The sequence below is a fragment of the Pseudomonas sp. FP2254 genome (assembly GCF_030687695.1).
In the GTDB taxonomy this organism is placed as follows: Bacteria; Pseudomonadota; Gammaproteobacteria; order Pseudomonadales; family Pseudomonadaceae; genus Aquipseudomonas; species Aquipseudomonas quebecensis.
The window spans coordinates 2,309,995-2,322,779 of the sequence record NZ_CP117444.1; the positions used below are offsets into that span (position 1 = coordinate 2,309,995).

Sequence of the window (12,785 nt, forward strand, 5' to 3'; positions counted from 1 at the left end):
ACATCAGAAGTCCCAACGGGTGCTGAACATCACGTTGCGTGGCTCGCCGTAGGCGGCCGAATTATAGAAACCCACGTTGGTGTAGTAGGACTTGTCGAAAATGTTGTTGACGTTGACGGTCGCCGACAGGCTCTTGGTTACCTGGTAACGGGTCATCAGGTCCACCAGCCAGTAGGCTTTCTGGGTGATGTCCTGGTTTCGGTCCAGCGGCGAGTTGTAGATCTCATACCAGCCCTTGCTCTGCCAGCGCAGGCCACCGCCGATGGTGAATTTGTCCAGGTCGCCCTTGAGCTTGTAGGTGGTATTCAGGTTGACCTGATGTTCCGGCTCGAATGTGGAGATTTTCTTGTCGTCTTCATCGCGCACGATCTTGTGGGTGTAGCCCCCCTGGACCTGCCAGCCAGGGGCCAGCTCACCGGAGATCTCCGCCTCATAACCCTTGGTGACGGCCTTGGAGCTTTTGAATGCGTAATTCTGCGGTGACGGCGTCTGGTTGTTATAGGCGTCGTCCGGGATGGCGCGGTTGTCTTCATGCACCTCGAAGTAGGCGATGCTGGTGTTCAAGCGGCCGTCGAAGAAATCGCCCTTGAGGCCCAGCTCGTAGTTTTGCCCTTCGTCAGGTTCCAGCAGCCTCTGGTTGCGATCCTTGTAGGTGCTTTCCTGTGGCTGGAAGATATCGGTATAGCTGGTGTACACCGAGAAATTGTCATTGAGGTCGTAGATAACCCCAGCGTAAGGCACGAAACGGCCGCTTTCCTTGTAGGAAGGGTTGTTGCCGGTCACATGGTAGTTGGCCACGCGCCCACCGAGGATCACGTTCAGGTCGTCCATCACGTTGAAGCGGGCGGTCATATAGGTGCCGGACTGGCGGATAGTGTCATCGATGTACTGTTGCACCGGGCCGTAGATCGGCTTGGCGATATGGCCATTCCAGTTATAGAAATCGACTTTGTTGCCTTGTGGCCACTCCGGCGACCAGTACCCCTTGCCTTGCCAGCGCGAGGTGCCGATCGAGCCGCCCACGACCAGTTCATGTTCGCGGCCAAACAGGCTGAAGGGGCCGGTGGCATAGAGGTCGGCGGAGGTGCTCTTGGTCTCGCCGGTGTATTTCTGTCCATTGATCTCGGCGGTGCCGTCGGCTGCCGGCTGCACGAACTGAATGGAGCCGAGGTCGGCATGGTAACTGTTGATCTTGTGGTCCAGCTGGAATTTGGTTACCCAGCCGTCTCCCAGATCATGTTCGAGCATGGCAAAAGCTGTACGAGTGTTCTGTTCCCACGAACTCCAGGTGGTGCCGTTGTTGTAGGAACGGGGCATCTTGTTGATGCTGCCGTTGGAGTTGACCAACGGGAACGAACCGGACCAGCTGGAGCCTTTGGGCGTATTGTCCTGGTAGTCGAAACCGACGGTCAGCATGGTGTCGGGAGACAGGTCGAATTCAGTGATGCCGTAGTAGGTCTCGGTCTTGCGCGAGTAGTGGTCCATGAACGAGTTCTTGTCCTGGTACGCCGCGACCGCCCGGCCCCGCACGTTGCCGCTGTCGGTCAGCGGGCCGCTCACGTCCACTTCGCTGCGGTAGTTGTCCCAGGAACCGGCGCCCAGTTGCAGGTGACCCTTGAACTCCGAGGTCGGTTTCTTGCGGATCAGGTTGATGGTCGCGCCGAGGGAGCCGGCGCCGTTGAGCAGCCCGGTAGCGCCCTTGAGAACCTCGACACGGTCGTAGATCGCCATGTCGCTCAGGGTATTGCCCGCCGAATAACCGACGTTGCGCACCGTGGAGGGAATGCCGTCGTACTGGAAGCTGTTGACCGAAAAACCGCGGGAATAGTAGTTGGTTCGGTCCGAGTCATAGGCCGACACGGTGATGCCGGGTGTGTGCCGCATCACGTCATCGACGTTATTGAGACCGAAGTCCTCAATATGCTGACGGGTGATCACCGTGATCGACTGCGGCGTTTCCCGCGGCGTCAGGGTCAGCCGGGTGGCGGTGGCGATGGTGCCGGGCGTGTAGGAGCCGGACTCTTCGGTGATGTTACCCAGCACGTTACCGGTCACCTGGGTCGGGCTCAGCTCCAGCCCGGTGGTGGCGCCGGCGGCGGTCACGGTCAGGGAGTTGCCGTTGAGGCTGTGGGTGGTCGAGGTGCCGGCGAGCAGGGTATTGATCGCTTGTTGCGGGTCCAGCTTGCCCTTGACTGGCGTACTGGTCTTGCCTTGCACATCGCCCGGGCTATAGAGCACCTGCACGTTGGCCTGGCGACCGAAGGTCTGCAGCGCGCTCCCCAGCGACTGCGCGGGAATATCCAACTCGATCTCTTGTGCCTGCACATAGCCGGCGACCGGCAGCGACACTGCCAGGGCCAGGGCGCTCGGCAGGAGGTTGATGTTCAGGGCCCGACGCATGGAGAGCGCTTTGCTCAGTGGGCTGAGACCGAGTCGTGCTGGCATGGATGTCTTCTCTTCTGGAATGTTAAGTGGGCAAATTATAAGTATTTATTGAGGCTGGTTCTCATTACCACTAGTGAGACGTTCCTACCCGCGGAAACCGGAAAAACAAAATTCACGCCGGCGCCATCTCGTGCACCACCTGGCCGGCGCGCAGGCGCACCAATTGGTCGGCGATGTCGAAATAGCGGTCGTCGTGGCTGATCACGATGATCGTCTTGCCCAAGCGTTTGAGGTCCGGCAGCAGTTCGGTATAGAAGATGCGGCGGAAGGCCGGGTCCTGGTCGGCGGCCCATTCGTCGAACACCAGCACCGGGCGTTCTTCCAGCCAGGCGTTGACCAGCGCCAGTCGCTTGCGTTGGCCGGTGGAAAGGTCGGTGGTGCTGAATACGCCGTCCTTGACGCTGACCTTGTGCGCGATTTCCAAGCGCTCCAGGTACTTGGCGGCACTGTCCAGCGATTGCGCGGCGCTGCCCTGCACCAAATCATCGAACAGGTAGTAATCGGCGAAGACCGTAGTAAACAGCTGGCGGTAGTCGTCGCGCTCGGGGTCGGTCACGGTCTTGCCGTTGAGCAGGATTTCCCCTGACTGGGGCGGGTAAAGGCCCAGCAGCAGTTTGATCAGGGTGGTCTTGCCGCTGCCGTTTTCGCCGACGATGAACACGATATCGCCCTGGGCGATGCTCAGGTCGATTGGCCCCAGGTGGAACGGCTCGCTGCCTTCCACCGCCGGTGGGCTGTAGGTTACGCCGCGCAGTTCGAGGCGGTTGACCAGCGGTTGCGGCGCTTCGCTGTCATCCATCAGCAGGTGAGGTTCGGGCGAGGAGAAACGCTCTGACAATTCGCTGATTCGGCCAAAGGCAATCTTGGCCTTGCCGACCACCGGCAGATAACCCAGCAGATGTTCCAGCGGGCCTTTCATATACAGCAGCACAAGGACGAAACCGGTGATTACGGTCGGGTCAGGGTTCGGATGGTAGGCCTGCATCGTCAGCGCCAGGCCGATGACCACAAAGAACAGCATCGAGCCGAAGGTCTTGGCGAGGATGTAGATGTTCACCGAGCGCACCTGGATATCACTGATAAGGTCTGCGGTTTCCTTGATTCGGTGGGTGTTCATGCGAAACCGCCGTGGACGGTGCATGCGCAGTTCCTTGGCGCCGGAGGCAATGGCGTTGTAGTAACGCTGCAGGTCGTCTTCGTGGCTACGGGCCAGGTCGAAGCCCTGGATGCCCTTGCCGCCGGCGATGAACTGCACCGCGCTGCCAATCACCACCGCGACTACCATCATCAGGAACATCGGCACCGACAGGTAGGCCAGATAGCCCAGGCAGCCCAGGGTAACGGTGGCGGCAATGGCCAGCGGGGTGAAGGCGAAGGAAAAATCGCTGATGGTGTCGACATCGTGGGTCAGCACCGGGATCAGCCGATGGGAGCGGTAGCGCTCGATCTGACCGATTGGCGCCGACAGCACTTTCTCGCCCAGGTCCTTGCGCAGTGCGGCGATGATGCGTTGGCCGACGTAATTGGTGCCGATGTCGGAAATGATCGAACTGACCAGCGCCAGCACGCACAGCGCCGCAAACGTCAGGATCACCCCTTGGGTCATGCCTTGGGGCGAGTGCAGGGCGTTATTGATCGTTGCCAGCAGCAACGTGATAGCCAGGCCGCCGGCCATGCCCAGGGCCACGGAGATCGTGACGAGGGTGCGAAAGGGCCTGAGCAATGCGAGCAGACCGTTGAAGGCGCCGCGCTTGGGGTCGGTCATAAGTACTTCCCGGAAAGTGAAAAGAGGGCTGGGCACACAGACCCTTACCCATGACAAACGAAGCACCGGCGCGACGATTTAGCTCGTCGCGCCCGGCGGTGACGACGGCGGATAAATTGCCCGGAAGCTGGTTCGTTCTTGTTCTGTAGGCGCACGCGTAGCCGCGTCGTGCGTGAACCCTTCAGCGAGAGCGAAACAATGACGAAGAAGAACCTGGTGTATGTGTGGTCCCTGAGAAATGCCGCCGCCGACAAGGCCGGGCAGCCGGTGGCCTACAAGGACCACGAGCGCTATATGAAATCGGTGCTGGAGTTTCTGGTGGGTTCGCTCAACGACACGCCGCTGGGCGCGGCCTACAACTTGGTGGGCGTGGTGTATGACGATGACGAGCACAACCCGCGCGACCAGCAATTGATGGCCGACTATGGCTTTGCCTGCCAACCCGGTCGCCAGTGGCTGTACCCGACCGACCTGCGGGTGCAGGGCAATCGGGTCAACGACCTGCTGCTGAGCGTGCCGTCCACCTATCGCCGCCTGCCAAGGGGCAGTGCCGAGCACATCGCCGGTAAGCAGGACTTCGAACGTCGCCTGCATGACACCCTGGTGGAATTGAAGGCGGATATCGTGGTGCTTGACGGCCTGTTGGTGATTCTCGATGAACTGGTGCGGCCGGGCGCGCCGTTTGCGCGGCGGATCATGAACATTCACCCCGGTATTACCCGTATCGAATCGCCCTATGAGCGCCGGGGTGCCTACGCCACCTGGAATGCCTTGTACGGTGCCCGTGGACAAGCCGTGGTGGATTGGGCAACCCGGGAGACGCAGCCGTGTGAACCGTTGTATCTGACCGGCGCGTCGTTCCACTACGTGGACAACGGCATCGACTCCGGCGAAGTGTTCCACGACGTACTCAAGACCGAGATCTCACCGGACGACACCATCCTTGAGCTGCGCTGGAACAACTTCAACAACAGCCTGTTCCCGGCCTTGCATGAAGGCCTGGAGCGCCTGGCCAAGCAAAGCTAGACCATGATGTTTATTGGTAGTGAGCAGGCTTGCCCTGCTCACCACAACACAATCAGAGGTCGCGCATGACCCTGAAGCCGATCCAGTCCCCGCGCGTCTTCGGGTAGATGTTGTTGCGGTTGCCCGAGCGCGAGAACACCGGTGCTTCGCCCCAGTCATTGCCACGGATCTGGTAAGCCTCGCAGTTCGGCTCCATCCACGCGCTGCCGTCGGTAGGTGCGCCGACGTAATTGGAGTGTTCGCAATCGGCCACGCGCTCGTAGACGTTGCCGTGCATGTCGTACAGGCCAAACGCGTTCGGCGGGTAGCTGCCCACCGGCGAGGAGTAGCTGTAACCGTCCGCCGGACCGTAGGTGTTGGCGTGTTCGGCGATGCTGTAGCCCTTGCCCGCATCGAACGGGAAGGGGAAGGGCCCGGTGGTGCCGGCGCGGGCCGCGTACTCGCGCTGGGCCTCGCTGACCATGTGGTACTGCTGGCCGGTCTTTTTCGACAGCCAGGCCACGTAGTTTTTTATATCGTCCATGTCCATGCACACCGCCGGCTGACGTGGGCCCTGGGGGTAGCGCGGTTTACTGGCGATGCATTCGCGGCCGGGGCGGGTGTCGCCGTCGGCGATTTTGACGCCGGTCTGGCGGATATAGCTGTCCCATTCGCCGGCGGTGATCTGGAAGCGGCTCATGGCGAACGGCTTGGCGAAGGTCACTTCATGCATCGGCCCTTCGTCCGGCTCGCGGCCGACTTCATCCTCCGGCGTGCCCATGGTGAAAGTGCCGGCGGGCAGCACCACCATTTCCGGGCAATCCTTGCAGTCCTTGAACACTTTGCCGGCGGGTGGTGCGGCGGCGTGGGCCAGGCCCGGCAGGCAGGCGCCGCACGCGGCGGCCAGGGCCAGGGCGGTCAAGGGGTTGAATCGGGATGCACGCATAGGGGGCCTCGGGTTCAAAAAGTAAAAATAGGCATCACGCCCGTGCGGTGAGCAGGGTCATGAAACGTTGGATCTCTTCGCTGGAATTGAGCAGGCCGGGGGCGGTACGGATCACCGGCCCGACATCGCGGTCCACCGCATCGATGACCACGCGCTGGCGCATCATGTGTGCCGCCACGGCCTCGCAGTCCTGGCCCAGGAGCCGGAAAAACGTGAAGCCCGCCGACAGCTCCTCGCGGCGCGGCGTGACCAGTTCGATGCGCGGATGAGCCTGCAACTGCTCCTTGAGTTCGCTGTTGAGCGCATGGATGCGCGCCTGCACCGGCGCCTTGCCCAATTGCAGGTGCAGCTTGAACGCCTCGTCCGCCGCCCAGCGATGTTCGAAGGCGTGGAAGCCGCCAGGGGTCATGATGGTGGCGAAGTCTTTGTCTTCGGAAAACGTCGGCACCATGGGCGTGACGTATTTGTTCTCGGGGTCGCGGGCGCAGACCAGGCCGGTGCCGCGCGGGCCGAACATCCATTTATGGGTGCCGGCGATGAGAAAGTCGCAGTGCATGTCCGGGAAGTCGAGGTTTTCCACGCCCAGACCGTGCACGCCGTCCACTACATACAGGATGCGGTCACGCTCGTCGCGGTGGCGGTTGACGTCGGCCACCAGCGTGCCGATCTCGCCGATCGGCAGCTTCACGCCGCTGCCGGACTGCACCCAGGTCATGCCCAGCACGCGGGTATGGGGGCGGATGGCTCGCTGGATATTGCCCAGGATTTCGTCGACTGAGACCTGGCTGGGGTTCTCGAACAGGCTGATCCGCCGCACCTGGGTGCCTTGCTGGCGCGCGCGAAAATCCAGCACGTTCTGGGTTGCGTAGTGCTCGTGGACCGTGGTCAGGATCTCCTGGTCGGCGCGCACCTGAAGGCCGCCGTAAATCATCGCCAGGCCTTCGGAGGTGCTGCCGGTCAGGGCGATCTGCGGCGGCGTGGCCTTGAGGTAGCGCCCGGCCCATTCGCGCACCTGGCCTTCGCGTTTCCAGGTTTCCTGCAGGTCCCAGTCCATGGCAAGGCCCGGGTTGCGGTCGATCTGGGCACGGTAGCGTTCGATGGCCTCGCGCACCGGCCTTGGGTGCGACGCCACCAGAAAATTGGAAAAGTGCAGGTAGTCCGGGTCCTGGTTGAACAGTTGCTTGAAACCCGTCCATGGGTTGTCCGCCGGGGGGCTGGCCACGGCCTGGGGCAGAAGGGCGGCACCCAGCGGCAGGCTGGCGGCAAACACCCCAGCCTGTTTGAGAAACGTACGACGGTCGGTCATGGACTTACTTCGTGGCTGATTAACGTTGGGCCATTGGCTTGGCGGCTTGTTGTACCTGGTCCCACACCCGCAGGAAGTTGCCGCCCCACAGCTTGGCGATATCCGCCTCGGAGTAGCCGCGCTGGATCAACTCGGCGGTGACGTTGCGGATCTCGCCGACGTTGTTCCAGCCATCGATGCCGCCACCGTCATTGAAGTCCGACGACAGCCCGACGTGGTCGATACCGATCTTGCGCACGGTGTAGTCGATGGCATCGCCCAGGTCCTTGAGGCTGGCCTTCGGCTCTTCATCGAGGATGGCGTACAGCGCGCTGGCGTATTCGCCGAACTTCTGTTCGGGCCAGGCGGCAATGATCGCGTCGCCCGGCATCAGCGCCATGGCCAGGTTGGGCAGGGGCGGCAGGTCGAAGCGCGCGCGCAGTTGGTTGAGCTTGTCCTGGGTCGGCTGGCTGAGTGGGCGCAGGTAAGCCGAGAAACCGACGATCTGCACCACGCCGCCGCTCTGCTTGATCAGTTGCAGCTCCTTGTCGCTGAGGTTGCGCGGAATATCGACCGCCGCTCGCGGAGCCGAGTGCGAGGCCACCATCGGTGTGCGGCTCAGCTGTGCCACTTGCTCCAGGGCCTTGGTCGACATCTGCGACACATCGATGATCACCCCCAGGTCATTGAGGCGCCGCACGGCTTGCTTGCCGATGTCCGAGAGGCCGTCCAGCGCGTCCACCGAGTCATTGAAAAACGGCAGCGGGCGCGACGAATCCGACCAGGCGTTATTGCCCACGTAACTGAAACCGAACATGCGCATGCCGCGCGCTGCCCACAGGTCCAGCTGGTTCAGGTCGTTGCCCAGGGGGTAGGCGTTGAGCATGCTGATGAAAATCGCGAACTTGCCCTCGCCGTGCAGGCGCCGAAAGTCAGCCGGGGTGTAGGCGATCGCGACCTGGTTGGGGAAGTCGCGCACCATGCCGCTGATGATCTTGTAGCGCACTTCCTGTTCGTGTCGGGCGGCCTCGATAAATCCCTCGGTTGGCTTGTGCGGCGCGTTGGGACCGTTCCAGATTTCCGGCCAGCCAAATATCGTCAGCGCCGCGCCGGACAAGCGGCCGCGCGCCGCCTTGGCCAGGTCGAACTGGCCGCCGCCATCCTTGTCCGCCTCGTTGCCGGCGGTGCCGAAATCGATGGGCACGGTGATATGGCTGTCGAACGACAGCACGCGGTCCTGCAGCTCGTTGGCCTGCTTGATCACCGCCAGCGGGTAACCGGCGTTGCCCTTGAACCAATGATCCCAGGTCAGCCAGCCAGCCCCGGCACCGATGGCCAGCGCCAGGGGCAGGCCGATGTACAGCGCCTTGTTCGAACGTGGTTTTGTCATTGCCATCTCAGTCAGTTGAGGCCTTCGCTATCAGGGAGGAACGAGCCGTGGGCGGTGAAATTTAGGCCGGGGCCGCGTGCGTTAAATTTCCTTGGGCTGCGTACGTTCTAGCTCTGATAAAGGCGTTTCCTAAGGTAGACAATGACCCTCTCTCGACGTGGCTTCATCGCCGGCCTGGCGCTCACGGGCGCCGTGGTGCCGGCGGCTTACTATGCCCATCGCGAGTTGACGCGCGAAGATCCAGTGCCCATCACCCCCGGCGAAGCCACGGTGACCCTGGCCGACACCGCCGGGCAGCAGTTGGCCAATACCCTGCGCGGGGTGTGGGACCTGCGCCTGGACGGTCGCGATGCCGGGCTCAAGGGCCTGCCGCGGGAAGGCCTGCAACTGTTGCTGGACATCGCCCCGCGTGGCCGGGGCCTGCGCGGCTACCTGGATACCGCCGCCAACTTGCGCGCCGAGGGCGAGCCGCGCTACCGCGTGCTCGGCGACCTGGTGACGGGTGAGGGTGCCTTGCTCTACTGGCGCCTGATCGATCGCGACGCTGCCGACGGCGTGCCCGCCTACGAATTCAAAATGACCCTCGATGAAGTCTGGGCCGACTTCGCCAACGCCGGCAGCAGCACCCTCAGCGGGCAGATCCTCGACCTGAATCGCCCATTGGCGATGACCGAACGCGACAACCGTTTTATCGCCCACAAGCACACATTTCCCGAAGCCCGCCAGCGCATTGGCCTGAATCCGACCCTCCTGGCCTGGCTGATCGCCCCCGAACATCGCCTGTTCCACCAGTTATGGCACGCCACCCGTGACCAATGGCACAAACTCCCCGAAGACAAACGCGACGCCCTGCGCGGCATCGGCTGGCAACCCGGCCCGCGCGGTCAGGAGCGCGACGCGCGCGGTGACCACAAAGACCGCAACGGCTCGGGTATCGACTTCTTTTTTATGCACCGACACATGCTGGCCAAGGCGCGTTCCCTGCAGGACTTGCCTTCATGGCCGCAATTCCCCGCCCCGCAACCGCCTCTGGAACGCGACCGCCTGGGCTTTGTGCGTTATTTCGACAACCACGACGGTTTCGCACTGCCACCGACCTGGTCGGCTCCGGATGACGGCGACTACACCCAGTGGGTCAGCGACATCAAGGCCGCCGAGACCTACCACAGCAATTTCCAGGTGTGGGAATCCCAATACCGCGACCCGCGCTACCTGGCCAGACTGACCTTGGGGCAACTGGGTTCCGAAATGGAGTTGGGCCTGCACGACTGGCTGCACATGCGCTGGGCTTCGGTACCACGCGACCCGTCCAACGGCGCGCCGGTACCGTTCGCCCGCGACCCGGCGGACTTCGCGCCACGCTGGTACGCCGCGGAAAATGACTTCCTCGGCGACCCGTTTTCTTCCCACGTCAATCCCGTGTTCTGGCACTTCCACGGCTGGATCGACGACCGCATCGAAGACTGGTACCGCGCCCACGAGCGCTTCCACCCCGGCGAAGTCAGCCGATTGGACGTCAACGGCATCGCCTGGTTCGCCCAGGGGCGCTGGGTCGAGGTCGGCGACCCCTGGCTCGGCCCGGACACCCATGGTTGCAGCACCACGCCGGGGCTGCAGATGGGCAAGTCGATGGAGATGGACCCGGAAACCATGAAACTGGCGCTGCGCATCACGTTCGGCGCGGATGAAGAGGTGTTGAAAGGCTTGTTCAAACGGGTGCCGAGGCGCCCCTGGTATGCGCGGCATTTGAAGGTCCGCACGCGCGAAGTGTGACCGGCTGCAACGGCTCGCTGCCCATTAAGAACTGGCTGTCCCCTGTGTCGAGTACATCCACCGCAACAGTGAATGCCGCCCGCTGATGCCCAGTTTGGTCGATGCGCGTTTGAGGTAGCTTTCGATGGTGTTGACCTTCAACGCCAGTTGTTCGGCCAGTTCCGGTGCGGTGCGCCCGGCCAACAGGCCTACGCATACTTCCAGCTCGCGCCGGGACAAGGTCAGGCCCGATTCCACCAGGCGTTCTTCGATGCACCGGCGCAGGGTTTCGATGCCTTGATGCGCCGGCACCCTCGGCTCGTTATCGGGGCGGCAGGGGTGGAGCGCGGTGATGTGCTTTTCCACCATCGGCAGCAGCAGGCTGGAAAAGTCCTGCAGCATGCTCAGTTCCTGTGCCGAGAAAGTGTCCCGCGGATGCGCGCGATACATTGACAGCACGTAGCGCACATCATCCTTGCGCCGGGTAAGGTGCAGTTGGGCGGCGGGTTGTTCCGGTCCCAGGGCGCTGATCGAGTCGGTGTATACCGGGCTGATCCTGCGACGCGTGTGGCCTTGGGCGCTCAAGCGCAATTGAGTGATGTGCGTGGCGTCCACGGCCAGTTGGGTCAGGATCAGGTCATGCAACATGCGTGGGAAATGGCGACTGCCGGTGCTGGCAATGACTTTGCCTATCTGTGGGAACAGCTGTGAGTTCATCATTTCGTCCATGAAGAATGCAGATAATGGCCTGTAGCGACGGGATGCAGCATGCATAGCCGTTCCTGTCGCGGCCTATGCTAGTACAGCCCGGCGGCGCGATGGGGATCCAATCCGCAAAAAGCCGACCGGGCCGGTGCCGCGACAGGGTTGCGGGCGCCCCCGGCGTTATCTCATTGCAGGCATTGCCATCGCTTTGGAACGCGATGCCAGGCGGGTGCATTTGGCCAGCGCCTGCTGCACATCCGCCAGCAGGTCGGCCACGTCCTCAAGGCCGACCGACAACCGCACCAGCCCTTCGCTGATACCGTGCTGCGCGCGTTCCTGCGGCGTGTAGGTGGAATGGGTCATGCTCGCCGGGTGCTGGGCCAGCGACTCGGTATCGCCCAGGCTGACCGCGCGGGTGAATAGTTGCAGTGCGTTCATGAAGCGGCGGCCACTGTCGATGCCGCCCTTGAGTTCGAAGGCGATCATGCCGCCGGCCTGGCTCATCTGCCGTGCGGCCAACGCGTGTTGTGGGAAAGAGGCCAGCCCTGGGTAAGCCACCTGCGCCACGGCCGGGTGCGCCTGCAGGGCTTCGGCCACTGCCTGGGCGTTACTGCAATGGCGGTCCATGCGCAGGGCCAGGGTCTTGAGGCCGCGCATCAGCAACGCCGCGTCCTGGGGCGACATCACGGCGCCGGTCAGGTCCTTGAGGCCTTGCAGGCGAATGCGCCGGGCCAGGGCCTGGTTGCTCACGGCGATGCCGGCGGTGATATCGCCGTGGCCGCTGAGGTACTTGGTGGCCGAATGCACCACCACATCGGCACCGAGCTCGAGGGGGCGTTGCAGGTAAGGGGTGCAGTAGGTGTTGTCGACCACCACGGTCACATTCGGTTGTTGGTGGGCGAGGGCGGCCACGGCGGCAATGTCCACCAGTTGCAGGGTGGGGTTGGCCGGGGTTTCGCAATAGATCATGCGCGTGGCGGGGCTGATCGCGGCCTGCAGCGCGGCCAGATCGGTGAGGTCGACATGGCGCACCTTGACGCCGAACTCGCCGATGCCGTGGTGCAACAGAGCGAAGGTGCAGCCGTAGAGGGTGTGGCTGACGATCACCTCATCGCCGGGCCGCAACAGGGTCCAGAACGTCGCGGCAATCGCGCCCATGCCCGAGCTGAACGCCACTGCTGCTTCACCGTTTTCCAGGCTGGCCATGCGTGATTCGAGTAACGCCAGGGTGGGGTTGGATATGCGCGTATAGAAATGCCCGTCGGCGTCGCCGGCAAAACAGGCCGCGCCGTATTCGGCGGTGGGAAAGGCAAAGGTCGCCGACAGATAGATCGGTGGCACCAGTGCCCCATGGTGGTCCTTGGGGTCATAACCGTGATGGATGGCACGGGTGGAAAAGCCGAATGTCTTGTGTTTATTGTGCATGTCGGGCGCTCCTTGTTTCCTACAATGCTATGCTCAAAACCACGGCCGAACTTTGCAAAGTTTGCTG

General features: G+C 62.7%; 9 protein-coding genes. 2 read left to right on the top strand and 7 right to left on the bottom strand.

The features are described from left to right. Positions 1-3: 3 nt before the first annotated feature. Positions 4-2,445: a TonB-dependent siderophore receptor gene (locus tag PSH94_RS10675; RefSeq protein WP_305437423.1), complete on the bottom strand. Its 2,442-nt coding sequence runs from the start codon at positions 2,443-2,445 to the stop codon at positions 4-6. A gap of 112 nt (positions 2,446-2,557) precedes the next feature. After that, positions 2,558-4,210: a cyclic peptide export ABC transporter gene (locus PSH94_RS10680; protein ID WP_181077079.1), complete on the bottom strand. Its 1,653-nt coding sequence runs from the start codon at positions 4,208-4,210 to the stop codon at positions 2,558-2,560. Between the two features lie 198 nt (positions 4,211-4,408). Here PSH94_RS10680 and PSH94_RS10685 point away from each other — a divergent pair, with 198 nt between their 5' ends. Continuing rightward, positions 4,409-5,236 (top strand): formyltransferase family protein, encoded by an 828-nt coding sequence (locus tag PSH94_RS10685; protein ID WP_181077081.1) that lies wholly within the window; start codon positions 4,409-4,411, stop codon positions 5,234-5,236. 52 nt (positions 5,237-5,288) lie between these two features. On the opposite strand, the gene PSH94_RS10690 is transcribed toward PSH94_RS10685, so the two are convergent. From PSH94_RS10690 to pvdM, 3 genes are read right to left on the bottom strand one after another with little or no spacing between them, the layout of a single operon-like run. After that, on the bottom strand, positions 5,289-6,161 hold the full coding sequence (locus PSH94_RS10690; protein ID WP_305437426.1) for a formylglycine-generating enzyme family protein: 873 nt from the start codon (positions 6,159-6,161) through the stop codon (positions 5,289-5,291). A gap of 34 nt (positions 6,162-6,195) precedes the next feature. Next, positions 6,196-7,467, bottom strand: a complete 1,272-nt coding sequence (locus PSH94_RS10695) for an aminotransferase class V-fold PLP-dependent enzyme (protein ID WP_305437427.1) — start codon at positions 7,465-7,467, stop codon at positions 6,196-6,198. A gap of 19 nt (positions 7,468-7,486) precedes the next feature. Further along, complete coding sequence (pvdM, locus tag PSH94_RS10700; RefSeq protein WP_305437428.1) at positions 7,487-8,836, bottom strand: pyoverdine-tailoring dipeptidase-like protein PvdM; 1,350 nt, start codon at positions 8,834-8,836, stop codon at positions 7,487-7,489. 141 nt (positions 8,837-8,977) lie between these two features. Here pvdM and PSH94_RS10705 point away from each other — a divergent pair, with 141 nt between their 5' ends. Further along, entirely contained in the window at positions 8,978-10,609 is a 1,632-nt protein-coding gene (locus PSH94_RS10705) for a PvdJ/PvdD/PvdP-like protein (protein ID WP_305437429.1), read from the top strand. Between the two features lie 24 nt (positions 10,610-10,633). Here the strand turns inward: PSH94_RS10705 and PSH94_RS10710 are convergent, their stop codons facing one another. Next, entirely contained in the window at positions 10,634-11,305 is a 672-nt protein-coding gene (locus PSH94_RS10710; protein ID WP_253506811.1) for a response regulator transcription factor, read from the bottom strand. A 168-nt stretch (positions 11,306-11,473) separates the two neighbouring features. Then, a complete protein-coding gene (locus PSH94_RS10715; RefSeq protein ID WP_266248938.1) occupies positions 11,474-12,718 on the bottom strand; it encodes a methionine gamma-lyase in 1,245 nt (414 codons plus the stop codon). Positions 12,719-12,785 lie beyond the last annotated feature (67 nt).